The sequence below is a fragment of the Pseudomonas sp. PSPC3-2 genome, from assembly GCF_049897085.1.
GTDB classification, from domain to species: Bacteria; Pseudomonadota; Gammaproteobacteria; order Pseudomonadales; family Pseudomonadaceae; genus Aquipseudomonas; species Aquipseudomonas paraveronii.
In genome coordinates, this window is record NZ_JAFCVO010000001.1 from 383,582 (window position 1) to 409,929 (window position 26,348).

21 protein-coding genes are annotated in these 26,348 nt (G+C 61.3%); 5 read left to right on the forward strand and 16 right to left on the reverse strand.

The annotated features are described in order from the left end of the window. The first annotated feature begins 3 nt into the window (after positions 1–3). Together ACP7CJ_RS01740 and ACP7CJ_RS01745 are read left to right on the forward strand one after the other, a co-directional pair. Positions 4–3,069 (forward strand): efflux RND transporter permease subunit, encoded by a 3,066-nt coding sequence (locus tag ACP7CJ_RS01740; protein ID WP_276196830.1) that lies wholly within the window; start codon positions 4–6, stop codon positions 3,067–3,069. A gap of 2 nt (positions 3,070–3,071) precedes the next feature. Further along, a complete protein-coding gene (locus ACP7CJ_RS01745) occupies positions 3,072–3,665 on the forward strand; it encodes a LysE family translocator (RefSeq protein ID WP_276196831.1) in 594 nt (197 codons plus the stop codon). 474 nt (positions 3,666–4,139) lie between these two features. On the opposite strand, the gene ACP7CJ_RS01750 is transcribed toward ACP7CJ_RS01745, so the two are convergent. The 3 genes from ACP7CJ_RS01750 to plsB are packed head-to-tail and all read right to left on the reverse strand — an operon-like array spanning position 4,140 to position 7,828. After that, entirely contained in the window at positions 4,140–4,829 is a 690-nt protein-coding gene (locus ACP7CJ_RS01750; RefSeq protein WP_247397911.1) for a DUF4197 domain-containing protein, read from the reverse strand. A gap of 27 nt (positions 4,830–4,856) precedes the next feature. Beyond that, positions 4,857–5,258, reverse strand: coding sequence for a YbaY family lipoprotein (locus ACP7CJ_RS01755; RefSeq protein WP_247397912.1), 402 nt, complete (start codon positions 5,256–5,258; stop codon positions 4,857–4,859). Positions 5,259–5,317: 59 nt separating this feature from the next. Beyond that, a complete protein-coding gene (gene plsB / locus ACP7CJ_RS01760) occupies positions 5,318–7,828 on the reverse strand; it encodes a glycerol-3-phosphate 1-O-acyltransferase PlsB (RefSeq protein ID WP_426099575.1) in 2,511 nt (836 codons plus the stop codon). A 180-nt stretch (positions 7,829–8,008) separates the two neighbouring features. Here plsB and ACP7CJ_RS01765 point away from each other — a divergent pair, with 180 nt between their 5' ends. After that, the gene (locus tag ACP7CJ_RS01765) at positions 8,009–8,218 is read left to right on the forward strand and encodes a cold-shock protein (protein ID WP_017844724.1); all 210 of its coding nucleotides are present in this window, start codon (positions 8,009–8,011) and stop codon (positions 8,216–8,218) included. An 82-nt stretch (positions 8,219–8,300) separates the two neighbouring features. Here ACP7CJ_RS01765 and ACP7CJ_RS01770 read toward each other — a convergent pair whose 3' ends face one another. The 4 genes from ACP7CJ_RS01770 to ACP7CJ_RS01785 all read right to left on the reverse strand — a co-directional run bounded on the left by ACP7CJ_RS01770 (position 8,301) and on the right by ACP7CJ_RS01785 (position 13,412). Continuing rightward, on the reverse strand, positions 8,301–8,678 hold the full coding sequence (locus ACP7CJ_RS01770) for a hypothetical protein (protein WP_276196836.1): 378 nt from the start codon (positions 8,676–8,678) through the stop codon (positions 8,301–8,303). Between the two features lie 71 nt (positions 8,679–8,749). Further along, complete coding sequence (locus ACP7CJ_RS01775) at positions 8,750–9,559, reverse strand: putative RNA methyltransferase (protein ID WP_426099574.1); 810 nt, start codon at positions 9,557–9,559, stop codon at positions 8,750–8,752. Continuing rightward, positions 9,559–10,710: a succinyl-diaminopimelate desuccinylase gene (gene dapE / locus ACP7CJ_RS01780; protein ID WP_426099573.1), complete on the reverse strand. Its 1,152-nt coding sequence runs from the start codon at positions 10,708–10,710 to the stop codon at positions 9,559–9,561. Before dapE ends, ACP7CJ_RS01775 begins: the two co-directional genes overlap by 1 nt. A 110-nt stretch (positions 10,711–10,820) precedes the next feature. After that, on the reverse strand, positions 10,821–13,412 hold the full coding sequence (locus ACP7CJ_RS01785) for a glycosyltransferase (RefSeq protein WP_276196839.1): 2,592 nt from the start codon (positions 13,410–13,412) through the stop codon (positions 10,821–10,823). Positions 13,413–13,630: 218 nt separating this feature from the next. Here ACP7CJ_RS01785 and tcdA point away from each other — a divergent pair, with 218 nt between their 5' ends. Further along, positions 13,631–14,440, forward strand: coding sequence for a tRNA cyclic N6-threonylcarbamoyladenosine(37) synthase TcdA (tcdA, locus tag ACP7CJ_RS01790; protein ID WP_426099572.1), 810 nt, complete (start codon positions 13,631–13,633; stop codon positions 14,438–14,440). 122 nt (positions 14,441–14,562) lie between these two features. On the opposite strand, the gene ACP7CJ_RS01795 is transcribed toward tcdA, so the two are convergent. The 4 genes from ACP7CJ_RS01795 to ACP7CJ_RS01810 all read right to left on the reverse strand — a co-directional run bounded on the left by ACP7CJ_RS01795 (position 14,563) and on the right by ACP7CJ_RS01810 (position 17,665). Then, positions 14,563–14,970, reverse strand: a complete 408-nt coding sequence (locus ACP7CJ_RS01795) for a SufE family protein (RefSeq protein ID WP_247399533.1) — start codon at positions 14,968–14,970, stop codon at positions 14,563–14,565. Beyond that, entirely contained in the window at positions 14,967–16,172 is a 1,206-nt protein-coding gene (locus ACP7CJ_RS01800) for an aminotransferase class V-fold PLP-dependent enzyme (RefSeq protein ID WP_426099571.1), read from the reverse strand. The genes ACP7CJ_RS01795 and ACP7CJ_RS01800 overlap by 4 nt, the downstream gene beginning before the upstream one ends. Before the next feature lie 63 nt (positions 16,173–16,235). Then, positions 16,236–17,270 (reverse strand): 2,3,4,5-tetrahydropyridine-2,6-dicarboxylate N-succinyltransferase, encoded by a 1,035-nt coding sequence (gene dapD, locus ACP7CJ_RS01805; protein ID WP_247399528.1) that lies wholly within the window; start codon positions 17,268–17,270, stop codon positions 16,236–16,238. Positions 17,271–17,302: 32 nt separating this feature from the next. Continuing rightward, positions 17,303–17,665, reverse strand: coding sequence for an ArsC family reductase (locus tag ACP7CJ_RS01810; RefSeq protein WP_276196841.1), 363 nt, complete (start codon positions 17,663–17,665; stop codon positions 17,303–17,305). A gap of 212 nt (positions 17,666–17,877) precedes the next feature. On the opposite strand from ACP7CJ_RS01810, the gene ACP7CJ_RS01815 reads away from it, so the two are divergent. Continuing rightward, positions 17,878–19,521, forward strand: coding sequence for a Na+/H+ antiporter (locus ACP7CJ_RS01815; protein ID WP_276196842.1), 1,644 nt, complete (start codon positions 17,878–17,880; stop codon positions 19,519–19,521). 51 nt (positions 19,522–19,572) lie between these two features. Here the strand turns inward: ACP7CJ_RS01815 and ACP7CJ_RS01820 are convergent, their stop codons facing one another. The 5 genes from ACP7CJ_RS01820 to map form a co-directional block, all read right to left on the reverse strand. Further along, positions 19,573–20,190, reverse strand: coding sequence for a M12 family metallopeptidase (locus ACP7CJ_RS01820; protein ID WP_426099570.1), 618 nt, complete (start codon positions 20,188–20,190; stop codon positions 19,573–19,575). Positions 20,191–20,481: 291 nt separating this feature from the next. Continuing rightward, a complete protein-coding gene (locus ACP7CJ_RS01825; protein WP_276196844.1) occupies positions 20,482–21,195 on the reverse strand; it encodes a M12 family metallopeptidase in 714 nt (237 codons plus the stop codon). 89 nt (positions 21,196–21,284) lie between these two features. After that, positions 21,285–22,484 carry a succinyldiaminopimelate transaminase gene (gene dapC / locus ACP7CJ_RS01830; RefSeq protein WP_426099569.1) on the reverse strand — a complete coding sequence of 400 codons (1,200 nt, stop codon included), beginning with the start codon at positions 22,482–22,484 and terminating at the stop codon, positions 21,285–21,287. A gap of 39 nt (positions 22,485–22,523) precedes the next feature. Next, positions 22,524–25,226 carry a [protein-PII] uridylyltransferase gene (locus ACP7CJ_RS01835; RefSeq protein WP_426099568.1) on the reverse strand — a complete coding sequence of 901 codons (2,703 nt, stop codon included), beginning with the start codon at positions 25,224–25,226 and terminating at the stop codon, positions 22,524–22,526. A 64-nt stretch (positions 25,227–25,290) separates the two neighbouring features. Then, positions 25,291–26,073 (reverse strand): type I methionyl aminopeptidase, encoded by a 783-nt coding sequence (map, locus tag ACP7CJ_RS01840; RefSeq protein ID WP_017844739.1) that lies wholly within the window; start codon positions 26,071–26,073, stop codon positions 25,291–25,293. Positions 26,074–26,348: the final 275 nt, after the last annotated feature.

Below are 26,348 nucleotides of genomic sequence, written 5' to 3' on the forward strand. Positions count from 1 at the left end.
CCGATGGGTTTCAATCTTTCCGAATGGGCGTTGCGTAATCGCCAGATCGTACTGTTCCTGATGATCCTGCTGGCGGTGGTTGGGACTCTGTCCTACACCAAGCTGGGGCAAAGCGAAGACCCGCCGTTCACCTTCAAGGCCATGGTGATTAAGACCAACTGGCCCGGAGCCACGGCCCAGGAGGTGTCGCGCCAGGTCACCGAACGCATCGAGAAAAAGCTGATGGAGACCGGCGAGTACGAGCGCATTGTCTCTTTCTCGCGCCCCGGCGAGTCCCAGGTCACTTTCGTCGCCCGCGATGCCATGCGCTCGGCGCAGATTCCCGAGCTGTGGTATCAGGTGCGCAAGAAGATCAGCGATATTCGCCAGACCTTGCCGCCGGATATCCAGGGGCCGTTTTTCAACGATGAATTCGGCACCACCTTTGGCAACATCTACGCCCTGACCGGCGACGGTTTTGACTATGCGGTGCTCAAGGACTACGCCGACCGCATCCAGATTCAACTGCAACGCGTGCCGGATGTGGGCAAGGTCGAACTGCTCGGCCTGCAGGATGAGAAGATCTGGATCGAGTTGTCCAACCTCAAACTCGCCACCCTCGGCTTACCGCTGGCCGCCGTACAACAAGCGTTGCAGGAACAGAACGCCGTCTCCACCGCCGGCTTCTTTGAAACCCCGACTGAGCGCGTGCAACTGCGGGTGTCGGGCAATTTCAAGAGTGTGGAAGAGATCCGTAGCTTCCCGATTCGCGTAGGCGACCGCACCTTTCGTATTGGCGATGTGGCCGATATTCACCGTGGTTTCAATGATCCACCGGCACCGCGCATGCGCTATATGGGCGAAGACGCGATCGGTCTGGCCGTCGCCATGCACGAGGGCGGCGACATTCTGGTGTTGGGCAAAGCCCTCGAAGATGAGTTCGCACGCCTGCAGAAGAACCTTCCGGCGGGCATGCAACTGCGCAAGGTGTCGGACCAACCTGCTGCGGTGAAAACCGGTGTCGGAGAATTCGTCCAAGTGTTGGCCGAGGCGCTGGCCATTGTCTTGCTGGTGAGCTTTTTCTCCCTCGGCGTGCGCACTGGCATGGTGGTGGCTTTGGCGATCCCGCTGGTGCTGGCAATGACCTTTGCCAGCATGTATTACCTCGGCATCGGCCTGCACAAGATTTCCCTCGGCGCCCTGGTGCTGGCCCTGGGCTTGCTGGTGGATGACGCGATCATCGCCGTGGAAATGATGGCGATCAAAATGGAACAGGGTTACGACCGGCTTAAAGCGGCCAGTTTCGCCTGGACCAGTACCGCGTTCCCGATGCTGACCGGTACGCTGATCACGGCGGCCGGCTTCCTGCCGATTGCCACCGCGCAATCGAGTACTGGTGAATACACTCGCTCGATCTTCCAGGTGGTGACCATCGCGTTGCTCGCCTCGTGGATCGCTGCCGTGGTGTTCGTGCCGTATCTGGGTGAAAAACTCCTGCCGGACCTGGCGAAAATTCATGCGGCCAAACACGGTGCCGACGGTCCCGATCCTTACGGCACGCCGTTCTACCAGCGCGTCAGACGTTTGGTGGGGTGGTGCGTCACTCGACGCAAGACCGTGATCGTCCTGACCCTGCTGCTGTTTATCGGCTCGGTCGCACTGTTTCGTTTTGTGCCGCAACAGTTCTTCCCGGCTTCCGGCCGCCTGGAGTTGATGGTCGACCTGAAACTCGCCGAGGGCGCGTCCCTGAGCAACACCGCTGGCCAGGTCAAGCGCCTGGAAGCCCTGCTCAAGGAGCACGCCGGTATCGACAACTACGTGGCCTATGTCGGCACCGGCTCGCCGCGCTTCTATCTGCCTCTCGACCAGCAACTGCCGGCCGCCAGCTTTGCGCAATTTGTGGTGTTGGCCACGTCCATCGAGGAGCGCGAAAGCCTGCGTATCTGGTTGATCCAAACCCTCAACGAGCATTTTCCCGAGTTGCGTTCACGCGTCACACGCCTGGAAAACGGCCCACCCGTGGGTTACCCGGTACAGTTTCGCGTGACCGGCGAGCACATCGACGAAGTCCGTGCGCTGGCGCGGAAAGTGGCGGCCAAGGTGCGCGAAAATACCCACGTGGTGAACGTGCATTTGGACTGGGAGGAGCCGAGCAAAGTCGTCTACCTCAATATTGACCAGGACCGCGCGCGCGCCCTCGGTGTGAGTACCGCCAACCTGTCGAAATTTCTGCAGAGTTCTCTGACCGGTGCCAGCGTCAGCCAGTACCGGGAGGACAACGAGTTGATCGAAATCCTCCTGCGCGGCACCGTTTACGAGCGCACCGAACTGTCGCTGCTGCCCAGCCTGGCCGTACCGACGGACAACGGTAAAAGCGTTGCGCTGTCGCAGATCGCGACCCTCGAATACGGCTTCGAAGAAGGCATCATCTGGCACCGCAACCGCCTGCCCACGGTGACCGTGCGCGCGGACATCTACGGCAAGGAACAGCCGGCGACCCTGGTTCAGCAGATCCTGCCGACCCTCGAAGGCGTGCGCGCCGAACTGCCGGACGGCTACCTACTGGACGTCGGCGGTACCGTCGAGGATTCCGCCCGTGGGCAGAATTCGGTCAAGGCCGGCGTGCCGCTGTTTATCGTGGTGGTGCTGACGTTGCTGATGCTGCAACTACGCAGCTTCTCACGCACGGTGATGGTATTTCTCACGGCGCCCCTGGGCCTGATCGGGGTCACGCTGTTCCTGCTGGTGTTCCGCCAACCCTTCGGCTTCGTGGCCATGCTCGGCACCATCGCCCTGTCAGGGATGATCATGCGCAACTCGGTGATCCTGGTGGACCAGATCGAACAGGACATCAAGGCTGGACTGGCGCCGTGGCAGGCGATTATCGAAGCCACCGTCCGACGCTTCCGGCCGATTGTTCTCACTGCCCTTGCGGCGGTACTGGCGATGATCCCGCTGTCCCGCAGTGTGTTCTTCGGACCGATGGCGGTGGCGATCATGGGCGGGTTGATTGTGGCGACGGCGTTGACCCTATTGTTCCTGCCAGCCCTGTATGCTGCGTGGTTCCGAGTGAGGAAGGACGTCGCATAATCATGCTGGCCACTGTTTCAGCCTTAGTGTTGTTGTTGCTCGCCCCCGGCCCGACCAACACCCTGCTTTTCCGCGCAGGGGTGTTGTTCGGGTTTCGGGCTTCGTGGAAGCTGGCCTTCATCGAGTGCCTGGCGTACCTGTTACAAGTGTCGCTGTGGGGCTCGGCGTTGCTCTACCTTTCGGCATATGCCCCGTGGGCCTTGAAATTGACGCAGTTGGCCGCCGGCGCTTACTTGCTTTTAGTGTCGTATCAGTTGTGGTTACGCAAAAAAGCTCAGGACGTTCCAACCCAGGATCGATTCACCGGGTTGTCCTTTTTCTGGTTGACGGTGATGAATCCCAAGGGGTTGTTGATTGCCTCATTGATCGCGCCGATCAATACCTTTACCACTTGGGCCGGTTACCTGGTTTTCATGAGCGCCCTTGCGCTGGTCGTAGTGCCGGTAGGGGCGGCCTGGATAGCGTTCGGTGCAGGGGTCGTCGGGCGTCAACAGGGTTGGTTGAGTCCGCTTGCGATCAATCGGGTCGCTGCCATCGCCATTGGCTGTTTTGCCACGCTTCTACTGGGTCGCCTGGCTGACTCGATTTTCAACTGAAGCGACGCAGTATTTCACACGCAGGAAGGAACCATTTTTACCCTTGCGTCCACACAGTATTAGCCGACCGAGCCGTTCCCGCGTATGAGATGCGGGGCGGGGAGTTGGCTTTAATCTGAATAGGACGGGGTGTGTATGCTTTTACCTTTGCTGGCGTTACCGATGCAATTCGCGGGCTCGATGCTTGGGCTTGGAAATATGTTTGGACAGAATCAGCCAAACGCCAATCGCGATATCAATATTAATATCAACAACGATAACCATAACGTCAATGCGGCTTCGTCCAGCGCTCATAGCGCGCACATGTCTCACGGGGCCGCCCGACGCGCTTCGCACATCCACTATTGAGCCTATTCGTCAACGCCGCCGGGCGTGAGCGTGGGGCGCTGGGTTCGGGGACTTGATAGACGGTTCGGCGAAAAAAACAAGGCCCTGACGATGTCAGGGCCTTTTTTCAGCTCACGTCGTGTGGCGTTAAAGCGCGCCAAACACCTTCTTCGCCAAACTGGTCGCTGCCGCCGCCGGGTTTTTGCGAATCGTCTCTTCCTGCTGCGCAATCATCTTGAACAAACCATCCAGCGCTTGTTCCGTCACATAGTTTTCGACGGTGGCACTGTTGGCATCGACCGCGCCAAACGCTGCGGCCTTGCCTGCCAGGGCGTTGTACTGCTGGGCCACGCCGACCTTGTCGGTGGCGGCCTTGACGATCGGCAGGAACTTGGCGCGGATGGCTTCGCGGCTGCTTTTGTTCAGGTACTGGGTGGCCGAGTCCTGGCCGCCGGTGAGGATGCCCTTGGCGTCGGTTACACTCATGTTTTTCACCGCGTTGACCAGGATTGGCTGGGCCTGGGTCACGGCGGTTTCAGCGGCTTTGTTCATGCTGGTTTCGAGCTGCTCGACCTGTTCACCCATGCCGAACATCTTCAGCTTGTCGGCGACTTTGCCCAGTTTTCCCGGCAGGCCGATCTTGACTTCGGGGTTGTTGCTGAAACCACCCGGTACACCCAGTTGTTTCACGGCGATCTGCGCGCCTTGGGTCAAAGCATCCTTGAGGCCGCCGGTGGCGTCGCCCTGGGACAGGCTGCCAAGGGACAGCGCCATGGCATTGGCACCGAGCAGCAGGCCAGCGCACAGGGCAGTGAGGCGAAGGGAATTACGGAGCATGGACGCTTCCTTATGATCTGCAAATAATCAGTGTGCGACCGCATCAACCCGCAGGCGCAGCGGTTGGGAGTCTTGACCATTGAGTTGCACGGCGTGCCGCTCGGTGGTGATAAACAGTAGCTTGCCATCCACTTCGATGCGAGCGCTGACCGAGTAACTGTGGCCCGGCTTGACCTGGGCCGGGTCGTAGCTCAAGTGGAACGGCAGCGGCACCTGGCCTTTGACCGGGCCTTTCTGCTCGGCCAGGGTCACGGCCGGAGCGTCCATCAGCGATACGTCCTGCAGGCTGACGCTCAAGATGGCTGTCGGCGGCAGCGCGATGCGTTGCAGGTAGAACACTTCGCCATCAAGGCTGGCCTTGGGCGCGGGGTTCATCGAATGGCAGGCCCCGAGCAGGGCGGTGAGGCCCAGGAGGATGATCTTTTTCATGGTGCAGCTCCTTTTCAACGGCGCCGTAATCCTGCGACGCCTTATTCGATCTAGCGGCTTTATTCCGGTTTGAGGGCTTCAGCTTCGACCGGCGCTTCGGCCGCGCCGTCGACGCGATGCAGCGCGACCTGACGGATCGACAAGCGAATCTCGGCCGGCAGCACCCGTTTCGCCGCGCCTTCAGCCAGTTCACCGAGCTGGTCGTGATAGCTCAACTTGCCGGCTTCGTCGCGGCGCAGCACATCTTGCTCCAGCAACGTCTGAATAAAATGTCGGAAAAGGCTCTTGTCGAAGAACTCCGGGGCGTTGAGTCCATGCAGGATCGATAGGCGCTGGGCCATGATCGTACACAGGTCTTCCAGCTCTTCGGCGCTGATGCTGCTCTGGCCGCTGTTGAGCAACAGCGAGATCGCCATGTAGAAGCGTTGCAGGGTCTGGGCGATGCTTTTGGACAGCAGTGTCAGCAGCACAAAGTGCCGCGAACTTGGCGCCGGGCGTAGGTACACGTTGTTCTCGAAGCGCAGCAGGCCTTGTTCGACAAACGCCTCCAGCCATTGGTCGACCACCGGGTCCAGTTCCTCCAGCGACCAGCGGATAAACAGCTCCGATTGCAGGTACGGGTACAGCGCATGGGTGTAGCGCAGAATCTGCTCGCGGCTCATGCGCGAGCTGCTCTGGAAGAAGCTCGCCAGCAGCGCCGGCAAGGCAAAGATGTGCAGCACGTTATTGCGGTAGTAGGTCATCAGGACGGCGTTTTGCTCGTCCAGGTACAGAATCTTGCCGAGGGCATCGCTCTGTTCCGACAGCAGGTTCATGTCCTTGACGTGCTTGATCAGCGCCATGCCATCACCCTCGGGCAGGGTGGTATGGGGCGAGTAGGGCACACGGCGCAGCAGCGCCAGGTACAGGTCCAACTGGCGGGCCATGGCCTGTTCATCCAGGGCCAGGCGCGTGGTCGACAGCAACGCCAGGGCCACCAGGTTCACCGGGTTGATCGCGGCCGCTTCGTTCAAATGGCGCGCCACCTGTTCGCTGAGGCGGTTGGTGGTTTGGTTGAGCCACGCCGGTTTGTAGTGCGGCCCCAGTTCCTGTGCGCGCCAGCCCGGTTGCTCGGCATCGAGGAATTGCGCCAGTTTGATCGGTTCACCGAAGTTGACGGCGACCTGGCCAAAACGCTGCTTGAGCGCACCGATGACCTTGAAAATATCGAAGATCGACTCTTTCTTCTTGCTCGCGCCGCGCAACTCACCGAGGTAGGTGCGGCCTTCGAGCACTCGCTCATAGCCGATATACACCGGCACGAACACGATCGGCATACGCGAGGAGCGCAGGAAACTGCGCAACGTGATCGCCAGCATGCCGGTTTTCGGTTGCAGCATGCGCCCGGTGCGCGAGCGTCCGCCTTCGACGAAGTACTCCACCGGGAAACCTTTGGTGAACAGGGTGTGCAGGTACTCGTTGAACACCGAGGTGTACAGCGGGTTGCCCTTGAAGGTGCGCCGCATGAAAAACGCACCGCCGCGGCGCAGCAGGCTGCCGATCACCGGCATGTTCAGGTTGATGCCGGCGGCAACGTGCGGCGGTGTCAGGCCGTTCTTGAACAGCAGGTAGGACAGTAGCAGGTAGTCGATGTGGCTACGGTGACAGGGGACGTAGATCACTTCGTAACCCTGGGCAACCTTTTGCACGCCCTCGATGTTGTTGACCTTGATGCCGTCGTAGATTTTGTTCCAGAACCAGCTCAGCACCACTTCCAGGAAGCGGATCGCGGTGTAGGTGTAGTCCGAGGCAATTTCATTGCCGTAGCGCAGCGCCTGGGCCTTGGCTTTTTCCGGGCTGATCTTCTCGCGTTCAGCTTCATCAAGGATGGCCTGGCGCACCAGCGGCATATTCACCAGGCCCTTCACCAGGTTACGGCGGTGGGACAGGTCGGGGCCGATCACTGCGGTTTTCAGGTTACGAAAGTGTACGCGCAGGATGCGTTGGGCCATGCGCACGGTGCGTTCGTGGCCTTTATTGTGCTCGATCAATTCACGCAGGTTGATTGGCGCGGAGAATTGCACGCGGGTCTTGCGCCCTAGAATCAGGATGCTCAGCAGCCGGCGCAGGCGCCCGGTGACGGCCCAGCTGTCGGCGAACAGCAGTTTCCAGGGGCTGGACTCGCTGTCGGGCGACTGCCCCCAGAACACGCTGACCGGAATGATTTGTGCATTCTCTTGTGCGTGTGCGCTGAGGGTGTTGACCAGGCGGGTCAGGGTGGGCGGCGCGCCGCGCTTGTCCTGGCGGCCGAGCCAGTCGGGCTCCGGCGTGAGGTAGAAGAATGCCGCAGGTTCCAGCAACGGGCCGACCGCTACCGGCAGCACCGGGCGCGGCAGGCCGGCCTTGGTGCACTCGGTATCGACCACGGCCAATTCGGTGAGCGAGGGTGATTGCAGGACGTAGAACACCGGCCGGCTGCGGTCGAGGTTAAGGGTAAGGGCCGACTGGTTGATCGTCTCTGAGCGAACCCAGAGGTACAACAGTCGGCGCAAGGTGCCAAACACCAGACGGCGGAACGGGGAGCGGGTCATAGGCGAGCTGCTTCAAGTGGAAAAAACCGAGCAAGTGCTCGGGCGGGTAGTGTGCCGTATTCGCCGAAAATCGGCAAAAAAGCAGCGATGTAAAGTTGAGTTGATCGTTTTTGAGCCTGTCATATACTCGGCAGTTCAACGCGAGCGACTCAACAATAACAATCATGTGGGAGTGAACAGATGACAACGCGCGAAACCGGTAATGTGAAGTGGTTCAACGATGCCAAGGGGTATGGTTTTATTCAGCGTGAAGACGGCAAGGATGTGTTTGTACACTACCGCGCCATTCGCGGTGAAGGTCACCGTTCCCTGGCCGAAGGCCAGCAGGTGGAATACGCCGTGGTGAGCGGCGAGAAGGGCTTGCAGGCGGAGGATGTAGTCGGTTTGTAATGCGGATTTTTGTTACAGCCTAGAAGCCATGTGGGAGGGGGCAAGCCCCCTCCCACATTTTGATTGGGTTCACACATTCAGATCAGGTGGTTTTCCAGGTGATTTGCTCTTCACCGTCTGTGCTGATCCGAATCCAGGTGTCGGCGCTTTCCTCACCTTCTTCCTCTACCCAACTCCCCGGCGCGCAACGCACTTCAACGTTCAGCGCGGCAAAGGCGGCGCGGGCGCAGGCGATGTCGTCTTCCCACGGGGTTTTGTCGCTTTCCAGGAACAGGCTGTTCCATTTGCCTACCGCCTTGGGCAGCCAGGTCACCGGCACGTCGCCGGCTTTGCACTTGTAGGTCTGGCCGCGTTGGACCCAGTCGGAGCAAGGACCCAGGGCGGCGCCCAGCCAGGCGGCGATGGCCTTGTAGTCGACGTCGGCGTCCTTCAGGTAAATCTCGATATCAGGTTGGCGCATGGATGTTCCTCGTTGCGGGATTCGAAAATCCATTCGCGGATTCAGGGTGGGCGTAGTGCCCGAAAAGTCGGTTATTGAAGCACGAAATAGTCGTAGCGCATCGATACGGTGACCAGCAGCGGTTCGACGGCCTCGATCACCTCGGTGCGGCGCTCGGCGCTGGCGCGCCAGCCGTGAGGCGTCATGGCCAGCAGGTTGGCACGGTCCTTCGGCTCCGCCAGGCTCAGCGTGAACTCGAGGGTTTCGCTGTGCTGCAGGCTCATACCGTCCGGCACCAGGGCCAGGTGTTTGTCGTCGGTGTACTCGCGCACTTCGTCGTACAACCGCTCGCGCAGCTCCATCAGGTGGCCGCGGGTCGGGCCGACTTTCATCAAGCCGCCGCCGGGGCTGAGCAGGCGTTTGGCCTCTTGCCAGTCCAACGGGCTGAACACGCTGGCGAGAAACTGGCAACTGGCATCGGCCAACGGCACGCGGGCCATGCTGGCGATCAACCAGGTCAGCGCCGGGTTGCGCTTGCACGCACGCTTGACCGCTTCCTTGGAAATATCCAGGGCATAGCCGTCGGCGTGGGGCAGGGCGTCGGCGATTTGGGCGGTGTAGTAACCCTCGCCACAGCCGATGTCCACCCAGCGCTGCGGTGCTTGTTCCGCGGCCAGTTGTGCCAGGCGCTTGGCCACCGGGGCATAGTGCCCGGCGTTGAGGAAGTCGCGGCGCGCCTCGACCATGGCGAGGTTATCGCCCGGGTCGCGGCTGTTTTTATGCTGCACCGGCAACAGGTTCAGGTAACCCTGGCGCGCGCGGTCGAAACGGTGCCCGGCCGGGCACGCCACGCCATTGTCCACCGCGTTGAGCGGTGCGCTGCAAATGGGGCAGGCTAGCATCAGGCGAGCAACTTGATCAGGGTCTGGTAGTAGATCTCGGTCAGCACGTCGAGGTCGCTGGCCAGAATGCGTTCGTTGACCTGATGGATCGTCGCGTTGACCGGGCCCAACTCGACCACCTGGGTGCCCAGGGTCGCAATGAAGCGCCCGTCGGACGTGCCACCGCTGGTGGACGCCTGGGTCTCGCGGCCAGTGATCGCCTTGATGCTGGCAGACACCGCATCGAGCAAGGCGCCCGGCTCGGTGAGGAACGGCAGGCCGGACAGCGCCCACTCCACGTGCCAGTCCAGGCCGTGCTTGTCGAGGATCGCGGCAACCCGCTGTTGCAGGCCGTCCACGGTGGATTCGGTGGAGAAGCGGAAGTTGAACACCGCCGTCAGCTCGCCGGGGATCACGTTGGTGGCGCCGGTGCCGGCGTTGAGGTTGGAGATCTGAAAGCTGGTCGGCGGGAAGAAGCTGTTGCCGTCGTCCCAATGCTCGGCGGCCAGTTCAGCCAGTGCCGGGGTGGCCAGGTGGATCGGGTTCTTCGCCAGGTGCGGGTAGGCCACGTGACCTTGCACGCCGCGCACGGTCAGGGTGGCGCCGAGCGAGCCACGACGGCCGTTCTTGACCACATCGCCGACCAGGCTGGTGCTTGACGGTTCGCCGACGATGCACCAGTCCAGACGCTCTTTGCGCGCGGCCAGGCGTTCGATCACGGCCTTGGTGCCGTGGTGCGCCGGGCCTTCTTCATCGCTGGTGATCAGGAAGGCCACCGAACCCGTGTGGTCCGGGTAGTCCTGCACAAAGCGCTCCGATGCCACCAGCATCGCCGCCAGGCTGCCTTTCATGTCCGCCGCGCCACGGCCGCAGAGCATGCCGTGGTCGTCGATCAGCGCGTCGAACGGGTCGTTCTGCCAGGCCTGCACCGGGCCGGTCGGGACCACGTCGGTGTGGCCGGCAAAGCACAGCACCGGGCCGTCGTGCTTGCCGTGGGTGGCCCAGAAGTTGTCCACGTTTTCGATGCGCATCGGCTCAAGCTGGAAACCGGCGTCGCCCAGGCGCTGCATCATCAGCTTTTGGCAATCGGCGTCGATCGGCGTCACCGAGGGGCGGCGGATCAGGTCGATGGCAAGTTGAAGGGTCGGCGAAAGGTCGGCATGGGCCGTCATGGGGGGAACTCCGGAGCTTTTATAGGTGAGCAGGCAAGGCACACAAAACGGCCGTTATCTTATAGCAAAACGGCGGCCAGAGGCCGCCGTTTAGTGCATTGCGCAAGTTTTTACAGCGCGGTGGCCGGCTCTGCCTTCGGCGCCGGTTTGGGCAGCGACGACAGGAACGCCATGATCAACGCCGCCACATACGGCAGTGATTGCACCAGCAGCATCACCACCCAGAAGCGCATGTCGGCGCTCGGCAGGCCCTGCACCAGGTAGATGCCCAGCGCAGCGCCCCACAACAGCAGCATGATGAACATCTCTTCGCGGGCTTCGGAAATCGCTACCCAGAAGCCGTGGTTATCCGCGTTTTTCGGTGTACGAAAGAACGGAATGCTGGTGGTGAAGAAGCCATACAGCACCGCTTTGGCGATGGTGTGCGACAACGCCAACCCGGCCAGGGCCGCACAGAACGCATCCTTGAGGTTTACCCCCACGGCGCGGCGGTACAGGAAGATGATCTTGCCCACCTTAAACACGAACAACGCCAACGGCGGGATCGCGAAAATCAGCAGCGGCGGGTCGACCCGGGTCGGCACGATGATCATCGCCGCCGACCACAACAGCGCGCCGACGGTAAAGAAGATGTTCATGCCATCCGCCACCCACGGCAACCAGCCCGCGAGGAAGTGGTAGCGCTGGCCACGAGTCAGCTCGGTGTCCTTGCCGCGCAACAGGCTGGCGGTGTGACGCTTGATGATCTGGATCGCGCCATAGGCCCAGCGGAAACGCTGTTTCTTGAAGTCGATGAAGGTGTCGGGCATCAGGCCTTTGCCGTAGCTGTCGGGGTAATACGCGGCCGACAGGCCTTTCTCGAACACACGCAGGCCAAGTTCGGCGTCTTCGCAGATGCACCAGTCGGCCCAGCCCAGCTCTTCGAGCACCGAGCGACGGGTCATGGTCATGGTGCCGTGCTGGATGATCGCGTCGCGGTCGTTGCGGGTGACCATGCCGATATGGAAGAAGCCTTTGTATTCGGCGTAGCAGAGCTTCTTGAAGGTGCTTTCGTTCTGGTCGCGATAATCCTGTGGCGACTGCACCACGGCGATTTTCGGGTCGGCGAAGTGCGGCACCATGTGCTTGAGCCAGTTCGGCGACACGCAGTAGTCCGAGTCGATCACCGCGATCACTTCGGCATCCTTGGCGGTGTGCGGGATCAGGTAGTTCAGCGCGCCGCCCTTGAACCCGGCCAGGGGCGAAACGTGGAAGAACTTGAAGCGTGGGCCCAGGGTTGCGCAGTAGTCGCGCACCGGTTCCCACACCGCCGGGTCCTTGGTGTTGTTGTCGATGATCAGGACTTCGTAGTCCGGATAGTCGAGGGCGGCCAGGGCATCGAGGGTCTGTTTGACCATCTCTGGCGGCTCGTTGTAGCACGGCACATGGATCGACACTTTCGGACGGTAGTCCGAGTCCCCCACGACCGGCAGGAATTGACGCCGACGCTTGTGGGTCCAGACCGCTTCCGCCAGTTCATGGGCTTCGGCCAGCAGCACGATAAACACGCCCAGGGCGCCGAGTGCCAGGAGGAAACCCACCGTCAGGCTGAACCAGGTGCTGTATTGCTGGCTGTAGTCGTAGCCGATCCACACCAGCACCGAGCCGCACAGGAACGCGGTAAAAGTCAGGAAGGTCCGGCCGCGTTGACGCAGGGCCGAGCCGTCGATCATCAGCAGGGTCAACGACAGCAGTGCAAGCACCACCGAGCCGATGGCCAGCACGCGCCATTGCGGGATCGCGACCACTGGCCCTTCGAAGTTGAATTTTTGCTGGCGTGCGGCGTTGTACACGCCCCAGTAAGCGCCGACCGAGCCTTCGTCGCTGGCTTTCCACGGCTGGTCGAAGGCCTCGATCACGAAGTAGTTGAAGCCCTGGCGGTTGAGCTTGTTGACCAGCGTGCGCAGGTAAATTGCCTGGTCGGCGGGGGACGCATCAGCACCGCCACGCATGCGGCCGTTGCTCGGCCAGCCGACTTCCGACAGCAGCAGCGGCTTTTTCGGGAAGGCCTTCTTCAGATCCCGTGCACGGTCGAGTACGAATTGGCCGGCCTGGGCCACCGGAATGTGTTCCCAGTACGGCAGGATGTGCGCGGCGATCAGGTCGACGTGCTTGGCCAACTGCGGGTTGTGCTCCCAGATGTGCCACTGCTCGGAGGTGGTCACCGGCACCTTGACGGCGGCGCGCACGCGATCCAGCAGCACGATCAGTGCTTCAGGGGTGATTTCTTCACGGAACAGCGCTTCGTTGCCGACCACCACGCGCACGACACTGCGCGAGCTGTTGGCGATCTCGATGGCGCGCTGGATCTCGCGTTCGTTGCGCTCCAGGTCCGGGCTGATCCAGATCCCCAGGGTGACGCGCAGGCCGAACTCTTCCGCCAGCTTGGGGATATCCCCCAGGGTGCCGTCGACCGAGTAGGTACGGATGTTGTCCGTCAGCTTGCTCATGATCGCAAGATCCTGACGCATCTGGTCGTCGGTCGGGTACTGGTCTTTCTGTGGGTACTGGCCTTGCTGAAACGGCGAGTAGGAAAAACCGGAGATCTGTTCAGGCCAGTTGGGGGTGGTGACCGGGCGGTTGATCAGCGCCCAGAAGCCGGTGAACAGTGCGGCAATTGCCAGCACCACCACCAGGTTGAGTCCAAATTTACGCGATGACATGGTGATTTCGGGTTCCAAAAGGTGTGGAACGAAAAGAGGTGTCGGCCTACACCGAACGGCGCGCATCCTACACCGGCCCTTCCCTGAGCGTACAGCAGACTGAGAAAAGCCGGACGTTAGTCCGCGAATGTCCAGCTAAGTTCTTTACTTGTATCGCGAAGTTTCGAACTTGTCGTGGCAAAGCCCTATAATGCGCGCCGGTTTTTGGGGTAATGGTCATGAGTACAGAAGATCCGCGGTTTGCAGGCGTCGCCCGGTTGTATGGCATTGAAGGCCTGGAGCGCTTGAAAGCGGCCCATGTGGCGATCGTTGGCGTCGGCGGCGTAGGCTCATGGGCGGCGGAAGCCATCGCCCGTTGTGGGGTGGGCGAGATCTCGCTGTTTGATTTGGATGATGTTTGCGTCAGCAACAGCAACCGCCAGTTGCATGCCCTGGACAGCACCGTGGGCAAACCCAAGGTCGACGTGATGGCTGAGCGCCTGCGCGGCATCAACCCGGATTGCACGGTGCATGCGGTGGCGGACTTCGTCACCCGCGACACCATGGCCGAGTACATCACCCCCAACATCGACTGCGTGATCGACTGCATCGACGCCGTCAACGCCAAGGCGGCACTGATCGCCTGGTGCAAGCGCCGCAAGATCCAGATCATCACCACTGGCGGTGCTGGCGGGCAGATCGACCCGACGTTGATCCAGGTCTGCGACTTGAACCGCACCTTCAACGACCCGCTCGCCTCGAAAGTGCGCTCCACCCTGCGCCGTGACTATGGTTTCTCGCGCACGGTGACCCGTCATTACAGCGTGCCGTGTGTGTTCTCCACCGAGCAACTGCGCTACCCGAAGCCGGACGGCAGCATCTGTTTGCAAAAGAGTTTTGTTGGCGACGGGGTAAAGCTGGACTGCGCCGGCGGGTTTGGCGCGGTGATGATGGTGACGGCCACCTTCGGCATGGTGGCGGCGACCAAGGCGGTGGACAAGATTGTGGCCGGGGTGCGCCGGCCTTCCGAGCGAGTCAAACCTTCTTAAATCTCAAGGCCTTGCTTCATTCAAATGTGGGAGGAGGCTTGCTCCCGATAGCGGCGGTTCAGTCAATGTATTCAGTGACTGACACTCTGCTATCGGGGGCAAGCTCCCTCCCACATTTGGTTTTATGTACGGCTTAGTTCGCGCATGCGCTGCAGCACGGCATTCAGGCCATTGCTGCGCGACGGCGACAACTGGCGCGACAGCCCCAGTTGATTGAACCAATCCGGCAAGTCGACCGCCTGCAACTCGGCAGCCGAGAGCCCGTTGACCCGCGCCAGCAGCAACGCCACCAGCCCGCGAATCATGCGCGCATCGCTGCTGGCGGCGAACTGCCAATGGCCGTCGGATAAACGCCCCACCAACCACACCAGGCTCTCGCAGCCCTGCACTAGGTGGGTGTCGACTTTGTCTGCATCCGCCAATGCCGGCAGCCGCTCGCCCCATTGCATCAGCAGGCGCGCGCGTTGCTCCCAACTGCCCACCGCCTGAAACGACTCAAGCGCGCTGACTGCCTCGACCGGCAGGCTCATCGCAGCATATCCAGCGCCTGGTCCAGCGCGTCAAAGAAGCGCTCCAGATCATCGGAATCGTTGTACAGCGCCAGGGATACGCGAATCGCCCCCGACAAGTGCATCGCCTTGAGCAGCGGCATTGCGCAATGATGGCCGGCGCGCACGGCAATGCCCTGCTCGGTCAGCAAGTGAGCAAGATCGGCGTTATGCACGCCTTCCACCACGAAACTGACCAACGCCACCTGCGGCGCGCCGAGCACGCGCACGCCATTGCGCGCTTTCAGCCCGCGCAACAGGTAGTCGTGCAGCGCAGCTTCGTGGGCGATGACCGCCGGTTGACCCAGTGAATTCAGGTAATCCAGGCTGGCACCCAGGCCGATCACGCTGGCAATCGGTGGGGTGCCGGCCTCGAACCCCAGCGGCGCAGGGCGGAAGCTGGCGTTGTGGTAATCGGCCTGTTGCACCATTTCGCCGCCGAACTGCCAGTGGCGCAACTGATGCAGGGCTTGGGTGCGGCCATACAGCACGCCGACGCCGTCCGGGCCGTAGAGTTTGTGGCTGGAAAATACGTAGAAGTCGCAGCCCAGGGCTTGCACGTCGTGGCGGCCATGGACGATGCCCTGGGCGCCATCGACCACGCTCAGCGCGCCCTCGGCCTTGGCCATTGCCAGCAGGTGTTCCAGCGGTTGCCAGGTGCCCAGCACGTTGGACAGTTGGCTCACCGCCAGCAGGCGTGTGCGCGGGCCGATCCGCGCGGCGGCGGCCTCAAGGTCGATCATGCCGTCGTCGCCAACGGGCAGGATCACCAGTTCCAGCGCGCGACGTTTGGCCAGTTGCTGCCAGGGCAGCAGGTTGGCGTGGTGTTCCAGGGCGCTGATGACAATTTCATCGCCCGCATTGAATAAGTGCTCGAGGCCATAGGCCAAGAGGTTCAGCGCCGACGTCGCGCCATGAGTGAAGACGATGTGCCCGCTGTCTCCTGCATTCAACCACTGCGCGACCTTGCTGCGACTGTTCTCGAAGGCCTGGGTCGCATGGGCGCCCGGCAAATGTTGGGCACGGTGAACGTTGGCGGCGCCATTGGTGTAGTAATGGCTGATCGCGTCCAGCAGGGCTTGGGGTTTTTGCGCGGTGGCGGCGCTGTCCAGATAGGTCTGGTCTTGCCGTTGCAGGGTGGCGATGGCCGGAAAGTCGACGCGCCAGGGGGAGGGCACAAGCATGGTGTTCAAGACTCGTATAAGCGAGCCCCGGTGCGGGGCTCGCTAGTGGCATCGAGTCGCTGCTTAGTTGTGAGCGTGCAGCGCTTCGTTCAGTTCGATGGCCGATTTGTGGGTTTTGCACTCCACGGCACCGGTCTCGGAGTTACGGCGGAACAGCAGGTCCGGCTGGCCGGCCAGCTCACGCGCCTTGACCACTTTAACCAGTTGGTTGCGCTCGTCGAGCAGCGCAACCTTGGTCCCGGCGGTGACGTACAGGCCCGATTCCACGGTGTTGCGGTCGCCCAGCGGGATACCGATACCGGCGTTGGCGCCGATCAGGCAGCCTTCGCCGACCTTGATCACGATGTTGCCGCCACCCGACAAGGTGCCCATGGTGGAGCAGCCGCCGCCGAGGTCCGAGCCTTTGCCGACAAATACGCCTGCCGAGACACGGCCTTCGATCATGCCCGGGCCTTCGGTGCCGCCGTTGAAGTTGACGAAACCTTCGTGCATCACGGTGGTGCCTTCGCCCACGTAGGCGCCCAGGCGGATACGCGCCGCGTCAGCGATACGCACGCCGCTTGGTACGACGTAATCGGTCATTTTCGGGAACTTGTCCACCGAGAACACTTCCAGCAGCTCGCCACGCAGGCGCGCTTCCAGTTGGCGTTCGGCCAGCTCATTGATGTCGATCGCGCCCTGGCTGGTCCAGGCCACGTTCGGCAACTGCGGGAATACACCGGCCAGGCTCAGGCCGTGGGGCTTGACCAGGCGATGGGACAGCAGGTGCAGCTTGAGGTAGGCCTCAGGCGTGGAGGTCAGTGCGGCGTCTTCGGCCAGCAGGGTGGCGACCAGCGGGGTATGGCTTTCAGCCAGGCGGTTCAGCAGGGCCGCTTGGGTCGCGTCGACGCCTTTGAGTGCGTCCGCCAGTTGCAGGGCTTGGGCGACGGTGAACGTGATCGCCTGGTTGCCTTCGCTGTAACCTAGGATCGGCGCGATGGCTGCGACGATTTCTGCCGACGGGTGGAGCAAGGGTTGTGCGTAAAACACTTCCAGCCAAGCACCTTGGCGGTTCTGAGTGCCGACGCCGAAGCCCAGGCTGAACAGGGAATTGGACATGCTGTTACCTCTACAAAAATGGAATGGCTGGCCTACTTGAGGGCCGCCGAATAAGTGTCTGGCTTGAAGCCAATCAGGGTTCTGTCACCGAGATCAAGCACTGGGCGCTTGATCATCGACGGTTGTGCGAGCATCAATTCAATGGCTTTCGACTGATCGAGATCGGCTTTGCGTTCGTCTTCGAGTTTGCGAAAGGTGGTGCCCGCACGGTTCAAAACCACCTGCCAACCGTGCTCGTTGCACCATTGGGTCAAGTGTTCGCGGTCGATACCGGCCGTTTTGTAGTCGTGGAACGCATAGCTCACGCCGTGCTCGTCGAGCCAGGTGCGCGCTTTTTTCATGGTGTCGCAGGCTTTGATGCCGAAAAGGTGCAACGTTTTGCTTGATACGGTCAAGGAATTGCCCCCCTTTGGACCAATGAAAATGAAAGGTCTCGGATTATGCCACGACCAGCGGGTTTGGGTGCCGCTCGTCTCTAGCGTGGATTGCCCAGTGCGACTATTGTGCGAAAGCCATCGCACAGCATAGGCGGCTAATATGGCACTTCAAGGGTGAGTTGTTGCCTGATGTGCGTCGTTGCAAGTCGATTGTCCGGGAAACCCGCGTTATGCAAACCGCCTACACCGTTCTTATCCTGCTGATGCTGGTCAGCGTTTCGCGTCTGGTCTGGCGAGTCATCCCGCTGCCGTTACCCCTCGTGCAGATTGCCGCCGGGGCCTTGCTGGCCTGGCCCACGCTGGGGCTGCATGTCGCGTTGGACCCGGAGTTGTTCCTGTTTCTGTTCCTGCCGCCGCTGCTGTTCTCCGATGGCTGGCGCATGCCCAAGCGCGAATTGTGGCGCCTGCGCGGGCCGATTCTGACGCTGGCGGTAGGGCTGGTGCTGTTTACCGTGGTCGGCGCCGGCTACTTCATTCATTGGCTATTGCCTTCGATTCCGTTGCCGGTGGCCTTTGCCCTGGCGGCGGTGTTGTCGCCGACGGACGCCGTGGCGGTGTCGGCCATTTCCCAGAACCGTTTACCCACGCCCTTGATGCATATGCTCCAGGGCGAGGCCTTGATGAACGATGCCACGGGCCTGGTGACGTTCAAGTTCGCCCTGGTGGCAGCCTTGACCGGGGTGTTTTCCCTGGCGGATGCCAGCCTGACCTTTGTACTGGTGGCCATGGGCGGTCTGGCGGTTGGGATTGCGTTGAGCTGGCTGGTGGGGCGCCTGCGTGTCTGGATGATTGCGCGAGGGTGGGACGACCCGGCCACCCACGTTGTGTTCATGTTGCTGCTGCCGTTTGCCGCCTATGTTCTGGCCGAACGCCTGGGCGCATCGGGCATTCTCTCGGCGGTGGCGGCGGGCATGATGCAAAGCTGGCTGGACCTGCTGCCCCGCCAGACCAGCACGCGCTTGCTCAATCGCAGTGTGTGGTCGCTGCTGGAGTTTGCCTTCAATGGCTTGATTTTCCTGCTATTGGGTCTGCAACTGCCGGACATTATCAAGGCGGTGGTGAGTCATGAAACCACGCTGTGGCCGACCCTGCTGTATCGCTGCCTGGACGTGATCGCGATCTTCCTGGTGCTGTTGGTATTGCGGTTCATCTGGGTGCAAAGCATCTGGCGTCTGTCGGGTGTGCTCCGGCGCCTGCGTGGGAAAAGCGAGCTTACCCTGGTGCCGACGGCGCGCTCCTGCTGGCTGTTGACCGTTGGCGGCGTGCGCGGGGCGGTGACGTTGGCCGGTGTGATGTCGGTACCCTTGCTGCTGGCGCCGGGCGAGGCATTCCCGCAGCGCGATCTGTTGATCTTTATCGCGGCCGGGGTAATCCTGCTGTCGCTCGTTGCGGCGTGTATTGCGTTGCCGCTGCTGCTGCGAGGCATTGAAAAAAGCCCCGATGAAAAACATCACAATGAAGTGCGCGAGGCTTGGAAAAAGACCGCCGTGGCCGCGATCCATGCGCTTGAGGTCGAAGATCCTACCGAGAGCGCTCCCGCGGACGCCGCTCAGGCCGCACTGGCTACCGAGCTGAAGGCGCGACTGATGTCGGAATATCGGCATCAGTTGGATGTCTTTAACGACTCCGCCGAAGCCCAGGCGCTCGCGTTGCAGATGGACCAACTGGAGCGAAAACTGCGGCTCAAGGCCCTGCGCGCGCAGCGCTTGGAGTTGTATAGCCTGAGCCGTCATCACCGGATTGGGGATGACGTGTTGAGGGAAGTGTTGAGCGAGCTGGATATGAGTGAAGCGAACCTGGGATCGCCGAAGTAGGCAATTGGCTGTCGCTGCGCCCCATGCCCCCGACGCTGAGTGCGCAACGCCTTAAACGGTGCAGTCGAAGTCGGCATCACGAAAGCGTGGATGACGGATCACCGGGGGGGTGGGCGCCGCTTGGGGGGCGGGGTAGGCTTTTTTTGCCCAGGCAATGTCTCCGTCACTCAGTGACCAGTTGTCGATGTGCGCCCGCTTTCCATCGGTCAGGTCCGGGCTGACGGCATAGTGCATGACCGATTCAGGGTCATAAGGCAGCAAGTCATAAGCGCTGCTCCGCGTCAGCGGCAGGATGTTGTCCTGTACCGCATACGGGTTGGTGGTGCCTCGGTAGGCCGCTTGGATATTTTCACGGTTCCAGGGGATGTTGGCATCGGGATGCTGGTGGGCGTGATGGGCGCCCAGCATGTGCCCGAATTCATGGATGACGATGTATTCGAAGCGGGGGTCGTTGTGATTCATGGGCAGGCTCATGGTCGGCATCCAAAACGGTATGTTTCGCGCATCGGTGCCTATGGATGAAGCGCCACCGCCACCGCCGTCGCCCGGCGGGCTCTGTGCGATACGGATATCGCCTCGCTCGCCCGAGACAAAATCAAACTTCAGATTGATGTGGGGCAGCCAATGGCTGGCGGCTTTTTTGACGGCCAGCACGTATTTATCGTCCATTTCATACTCATACATGGCGATCGTGAGGGTCGTGTTTTGGGGCCAGTATTTGCCGGGTTCACCGACATTGCGCCGGCTTCTCGAAAGACTGTGCGTTGGCGTGGCGCTACCGGCGCTTTCGACAGGCGGCCGGAGCGTGCCAGGCGGATAAGAGGATTCAGGCGAGGGATTTATCATTGAACGTTTCCTGCGGCAGGTCGGGACGAGACAGTGGTTAATTCGTCCCAATTGCAGGAAAGTTCCCGGTGGTATTGAGTGAATACGTGAGCCTATGTTTATCCGCTGCGCGCGCTACGTCGGGTTGACCGGGGGGTACAGCCTTCTGATTGCTTGCTGGTCGCCCGCAGAAAGGGTGGTGTTTTTAGGGATGGCCTGCCCGTTGCGCCTCAATTCAGCCGGAATTTCATAATGCATCACGGACTGCGGATCGTATGGGGTGATCTGCAAGCCGGGTCGGTTGTCTGGCTCAAGGATGTGCTCGCGTACCATGGCTTCGCTGAAAGCGTCGCTGGTGTAGTAGTCATACACCTGGGGCCTGTCCCAATCCAGGGTGTTCTGCGGGTGCTGGTGCTCGTGCAATAACCCGAGGGCGTGGCCGAATTCGTGCAGGGCCGTACTGCGGAACTTCTTCGAGTCGTCCGTGCGGTCGAGGTGCATCGTGGGTTGATCTTCATCGATGTGCCTGGCCTGCGTGCCAATGGCGGACCAATTGCCCTTGAGCCCTTCATCGTCAGAAATACGAATATCGCCGGTCTTGCCATCGACGATATTGAAGCGCAGTGCCGGCGTGTGGTGGGCCCATTCGCGGATAGCGTCCACCACCAGCGCTTTGCTTTTTTCGTCCCTCAGGTCGAGCGCAACGGTGATCACGCCGTCCGGCCAGCGCTTGTCGCTGTCGGCGATGCCTCTTTTTGTTCGCCCGGCAGGTTCGGGAGGGGTGATGTCATTATTCGGGGACGGCTGATAAGCGGGGGCAAGGGCGAGGGACTGGCTGATTAGGCTCATAGGCGCTACTCGTCGGAGGTTTGCCTATAGGTGGTGAGCGAATGAGGAAGGTTCCCGCACTGCGTTGCACAGTGCGGAAGTTGAAGAGGTTACTTCCTGCGCTGAATGAAGTCGCGAATCCGCTCAGCCGCTTCCACGCACTCTGCCAACGGCGCAACCAATGCCATGCGCACGCGGCCGGCACCTGGATTGACACCATCTACATCCCGCGACAGGTACGAACCTGGCACTACGGTCACGTGTTCTTGCACAAACAGATCGCGGCAGAAGGCGGCATCGTCACCGTCTACATTCGGCCACAGGTAGAAACCGCCGTCGGGGGCTTGCACGTCCAGTACCGGCTTGAGGATCGCCAGCACCGCGTCGAATTTCTCGCGGTACAGGTCACGGTTGGCCAGGACGTGGGCTTCGTCCTGCCAGGCCGCAACGCTGGCCAGTTGGGTTTGCACCGGCATCGCGCAGCCGTGGTAGGTGCGGTACAGCAGGAAGGCCTTTAGGATGTCGGCGTCGCCGGCCACGAAACCGGAACGCAGGCCCGGCAGGTTGGAGCGCTTGGACAGGCTGTGGAACACGACGCAGCGCTTGAAGTCCTGGCGGCCCAGTTCGACGCAGGCGCTCAACAGACCCGGCGGTGGGCTTTGCTCGTCGAAGTACAGTTCGCTGTAGCACTCGTCGGCGGCAATCACGAAGTCATATTCGTCGGCCAGGGCGATGAGTTTCTTCAAGGTGTCGACCGGGATCAAGGCGCCGGTCGGGTTACCTGGGGAGCACAGGAACAGGATCTGGCAGCGTTTCCAGATGTCCGGCGTCACGGCGTCGAAGTCCGGGTTGAAACCGTTGGCGTCTAGGCACGGTAGGTAGTGCGGCTTGGCCCCGGCCAGGAACGCGGCACCTTCGTAGATCTGGTAGAACGGATTCGGGCTCACCACCAGTGCATCGTCACTGCGATTGACCACTGCTTGGGTGAAGGCGAACAGCGCCTCGCGGGTGCCGTTGACCGGCAGAATGTTACGCGTCGGGTCCAGCCAGCCCTTGGGCACATTGAAGCGGCGTTCGCACCAGGCCGCGATGGCTTCGCGCAGCGCTGGAATGCCCAGGGTGGTTGGGTACACCGCCATCTGGTCGAGGTTATTGCTCAGCGCCTCGGCGACGAATGTCGGTGATTTATGCTTGGGCTCGCCGATGGACAGCGCGATTGGGCGTTTGTCCGGGTTCGGCGTCACGCTGCCGAGCAGCGCGCGCAATTTTTCGAACGGGTAAGGCTGCAACTGGTTCAGGGCGTTGTTCATCGGTGGATCTCATGCAAGGCGTTAAAAACTGGGCGAGTATCAAATCGTCAGGCGCGTCAGTTCGACGCCGGGTTCCTGGGTCACGCTCAGTTGCTGGACGATTGCATCCTGCAGGCGGCGGCACAGCTCGGGGTCGGACAGCGGTTGGTTATCGGCATCGGTAATGAAGAACACGTCTTCCACGCGCTCGCCGAGGGTCGCAATCTTGGCGTTCTGCAGTGACAGGTCGAACTCCAGGAAAATCCCGCCGATCCGCGCCAGCAGGCCCGGGCGATCCGGTGCGCTGAGTTCCAGCACCGTCACCGGGCGCTGGGCGTCATTGGAAATGGTCACCTGCGGCGCAAACGCAAAATGCTTGAGCTGGCGCGGCACGCGGCGTTGGATGATGGTCGGGTAGTCATCCGGGTTGCGCAACGCTTCGGTCAGGCCTTCGCGGATCTTTTTCACCCGCGCCGGGTTATCGCCGATGGACTCGCCTTCGGTGTCGAGCACGATGTAGGTGTCGAGGGTGAACTGGCTGCTGGAGGTGATGACCCGGGCGTCGTGGATGTTCAGGTTGAGCTGGTCCATGGCCGCCACGGTCACGGCGAAGAAGTCATGCTGGTCGGGGGCGTAGATGAAAATCTGCGTGCCGCCTTCGAACTCGCGTTGGGTCGTCTCTTTGATCAGCACCAGCGGGCCGCCATCGGCCGGTTGCTGCAAGATCGCGTCGCTGTGCCAGGCCACATCGCCGGCGGTGTGGCGCAGGAAGTAATCGTCGCCCAGTTGCGACCACAATTGCTCGACGTCGTCTGGGTCGTTGCCGCCGCGCACCAGGATATCCAGGGCCGCGCTTTGGGTGCGGCGGATCTGTTCTTCGCGGTCCACCGGGTTTTCCAGGCCTCGGCGCAGGGCGCGCTTGGTCTCGGTGTACAACTGGCGCAGCAGGCTCGCGCGCCACGAGTTCCACAGTGTCGGGTTGGTGGCGTTGATATCGGAAACCGTCAGCACATACAGGTAGTCGAGGCGGGTCTCATCGCCGACGATCCCGGCGAAGTCGTGGATCACCTGTGGGTCGGACAAGTCCTTGCGTTGGGCGGTGGTCGACATCACCAGGTGGTTCTGCACCAGCCAGACAATCAGGCGGCTGTCCCACAACGGCAACTGGTGGCGCTGGCAGAACGCCTCGGCGTCGACCGCACCGACTTCCGAATGGTCACCGTGGCGGCCTTTGCCGATGTCATGGTACAGGCCGGCCAGGTAGATCAGTTCGGGCTTGGGCAGCTTGGCCATTAGCTTACTGGCCAGCGGGAACTTCTCTGAAACCTGGGAGTACTGCAGCTTACGCAGGTGCTTGATCAGGTTCAGGGTGTGGGCGTCCACGGTGTAGATGTGGAACAGGTCGTGCTGCATCTGCCCGACGATAAAGCCGAACTCCGGCAGGTAACGCCCGAGGATGCCGTAGCGGTTCATCCGCCGCAGGTTGCGGTGGATGCCGATCTTGCACTTGAACAGCTCGATAAACAGGCTGGTGTTACGGATGTCGTTGCGAAAGTCATCGTCGATCAGGTGACGGTTTTCGCGCAGCAGGCGAATCGTGTCGGCGCGCACGCCTTTGATTTCCGGCTGTTGGGCCATCAGCACGAAAACTTCCAGCATGGCGAACGGTGTGCGGCGGAACACGTTGTCGTTGCGCGCCTCGATATAACCGTCATGCAGTTGGAAGCGCGCGTTGATCGGCTGCGGTGGCGCTTCGTCTTCCGGGGCCAGGATCACTTCTTCGAAGTGCTGCATGATCAGGTCGCTGAGCTGGGCAATGCTCATGACCACCCGGTAGTACTGCTGCATGAAACTTTCGATGCTGGTCTTCGCGTCTTCACCTTCGAAACCCAGTAGGGTGGCGATGGACCGCTGATGGTCGAACAGCAGGCGGTCTTCGGAACGCCCGGCGAGCATGTGCAGGGCGTAGCGCACTTTCCAGAGGAATTCCTGGGACGAGGCGAGCAGGGTGTTTTCGCTCTCCACCAGAAAGCCTTCACCGGCCAGGGCGCGCAGGTTCAGGGTGCCGTACTGGCGACGGGCGACCCACAAAATTGTCTGGATATCGCGCAGGCCACCGGGGGAGCCTTTGACGTTGGGTTCCAGGTTGTATTCGGTGTCGTTGTACTTGTGGTGCCGGGCTTTCTGCTCGGCGCGCTTGGCCAGGAAGAAGTGCTTGCTCGGCCACATTTGCGTGGTGCTGGTGACTTCGAGCATGCGCTGACGCAGACGCTCGGGGCCGGCGATGGTGCGGCTTTCCATCAGGTTGGTGATGACGGTGAGGTCGGCGCGGGCTTCTTCGGCGCATTCGGCCACCGAACGCACGCTCTGGCCGACTTCCAGGCCGATGTCCCACAGCAGGGTCAGAAAGCGCTCGATGGAATCGCGAAAGATCTCATGGTCGGCGCTGTCCAGCAGGATCAGCAGATCAATGTCGGAGTAGGGGTGCAGCTCACCCCGGCCGTAGCCGCCGACCGCCACCAGGGCGATATCGGCGTCTTCGCTCCAACTGAACTGTTCCCAGGCCTTTTGCAGGATGTTATCGACGAACCAGGCACGGTCCTCGATCAGCCGACGGATGTCCCGGCCACTGCGAAAGCGCTCGTCGAGCACCTCGCGGGCCTGGCGGATAGCCTTCTTGAAGGCGGCGATAGGGCTGGCCTTCAGCGCCAGTTCGGCCTGGAACTGGCCACGGTCGAAGAGTTCGGGGTCCACCTGGGGCATCGTTCGGCTTTCCTTTCTAGCTATCAGTCAGTCACAACACAGTTTGGGAAAACCAGGGCAGCCGTTACGCCGAAATGCGTGGGATTGTGTCGTCCGCGCGCAGGGTGAAGATTTCGTAGCCGGTGTCGGTGACCAGCAGGGTGTGTTCCCACTGGGCGGAGAGCTTGCGGTCCTTGGTGATGGCGGTCCAGCCGTCGCCCAGTACCTTGGTGTCAGCCTTGCCCTGGTTGATCATCGGCTCAATGGTGAAGGTCATGCCGGCTTTCAGTTCCATGCCCGTACCGGCACGGCCGTAATGCAGGATCTGCGGCTCTTCGTGGAACACCTTGCCGATGCCGTGGCCGCAGAACTCGCGAACCACCGAGAAGCCGTTCTTTTCAGCGTGCTTCTGGATCACTTCACCGATATCGCCCAGGCGGCAGCCGGGTTTGACGATTTCAATGGCCTTGTACATGCATTCCTGGGTCACCTGGGATAGGCGCTCGGCCCAGACCGGCACTGTGCCGACGTGGAACATGCGGCTGGTATCACCGTGGTAGCCGTCTTTGATGACCGTGACGTCGATGTTCAGGGTGTCGCCATCTTTCAGCGGCTTGTCGCCTGGAATCCCGTGGCAGACCACGTGATTGATCGAGGTGCAGATCGACTTGGGGAAGCCCTTGTAGTTCAGCGGGGCAGGGATAGCCTTTTGCACGTCGACTATATAGTCGTGGCAGATGCGGTCCAGTGTTTCGGTGGTGACGCCGGGCTTGACGTGTTCGGCAATCATTTCCAGCACGTCGGCCGCCAGTTTGCCGGCAACGCGCATGCCAGCGATGTCTTCGGCGGTTTTCAAGGTAACAGTCATACAGGCTCTCTCTAGCGCGAGGCGCTGAAATCAATACGGTTTACGGGTGTGCGGCAAAAGGTTACAGAATTCGCACAAGCCCCAAAAAACCTGATTCTACCAGACGCGGGCGGCAAATCATGAGCGTCTGGCCGTCGGTTGTCTCTATAAAGTGGGGTGATAGTGGCGCTATTCAAAGGGTTGCGCAAAAGTCGTTGGCGGCAAATGTGATTGCGGGTTTCGTTTTTGCCCTTCGTGTGGTATAAAATGCGCCGCTTTCCGGGGATACCCCGCAG

Bases quoted from the DNA above. Each gene is read 5' to 3' on its own strand.
- dapD (WP_247399528.1), bottom strand. From the start codon at position 17,270: ATGTCCAATTCCCTGTTCAGCCTGGGCTTCGGCGTCGGCACTCAGAAC.
- ACP7CJ_RS01815 (WP_276196842.1), top strand. From the start codon at position 17,878: ATGCAAACCGCCTACACCGTTCTTATCCTGCTGATGCTGGTCAGCGTT.
- ACP7CJ_RS01835 (WP_426099568.1), bottom strand. From the start codon at position 25,226: ATGCCCCAGGTGGACCCCGAACTCTTCGACCGTGGCCAGTTCCAGGCC.
- ACP7CJ_RS01745 (WP_276196831.1), top strand. From the start codon at position 3,072: ATGCTGGCCACTGTTTCAGCCTTAGTGTTGTTGTTGCTCGCCCCCGGC.
- dapC (WP_426099569.1), bottom strand. From the start codon at position 22,484: ATGAACAACGCCCTGAACCAGTTGCAGCCTTACCCGTTCGAAAAATTG.
- ACP7CJ_RS01825 (WP_276196844.1), bottom strand. From the start codon at position 21,195: ATGAGCCTAATCAGCCAGTCCCTCGCCCTTGCCCCCGCTTATCAGCCG.
- ACP7CJ_RS01755 (WP_247397912.1), bottom strand. From the start codon at position 5,258: ATGAAAAAGATCATCCTCCTGGGCCTCACCGCCCTGCTCGGGGCCTGC.
- ACP7CJ_RS01770 (WP_276196836.1), bottom strand. From the start codon at position 8,678: ATGCGCCAACCTGATATCGAGATTTACCTGAAGGACGCCGACGTCGAC.
- plsB (WP_426099575.1), bottom strand. From the start codon at position 7,828: ATGACCCGCTCCCCGTTCCGCCGTCTGGTGTTTGGCACCTTGCGCCGA.
- ACP7CJ_RS01820 (WP_426099570.1), bottom strand. From the start codon at position 20,190: ATGGACGATAAATACGTGCTGGCCGTCAAAAAAGCCGCCAGCCATTGG.
- ACP7CJ_RS01765 (WP_017844724.1), top strand. From the start codon at position 8,009: ATGACAACGCGCGAAACCGGTAATGTGAAGTGGTTCAACGATGCCAAG.
- ACP7CJ_RS01775 (WP_426099574.1), bottom strand. From the start codon at position 9,559: ATGCTAGCCTGCCCCATTTGCAGCGCACCGCTCAACGCGGTGGACAAT.
- ACP7CJ_RS01800 (WP_426099571.1), bottom strand. From the start codon at position 16,172: ATGCTTGTGCCCTCCCCCTGGCGCGTCGACTTTCCGGCCATCGCCACC.
- tcdA (WP_426099572.1), top strand. From the start codon at position 13,631: ATGAGTACAGAAGATCCGCGGTTTGCAGGCGTCGCCCGGTTGTATGGC.
- map (WP_017844739.1), bottom strand. From the start codon at position 26,073: ATGACTGTTACCTTGAAAACCGCCGAAGACATCGCTGGCATGCGCGTT.
- ACP7CJ_RS01795 (WP_247399533.1), bottom strand. From the start codon at position 14,970: ATGAGCCTGCCGGTCGAGGCAGTCAGCGCGCTTGAGTCGTTTCAGGCG.
- ACP7CJ_RS01740 (WP_276196830.1), top strand. From the start codon at position 4: ATGGGTTTCAATCTTTCCGAATGGGCGTTGCGTAATCGCCAGATCGTA.
- ACP7CJ_RS01785 (WP_276196839.1), bottom strand. From the start codon at position 13,412: ATGTCATCGCGTAAATTTGGACTCAACCTGGTGGTGGTGCTGGCAATT.
- ACP7CJ_RS01750 (WP_247397911.1), bottom strand. From the start codon at position 4,829: ATGCTCCGTAATTCCCTTCGCCTCACTGCCCTGTGCGCTGGCCTGCTG.
- dapE (WP_426099573.1), bottom strand. From the start codon at position 10,710: ATGACGGCCCATGCCGACCTTTCGCCGACCCTTCAACTTGCCATCGAC.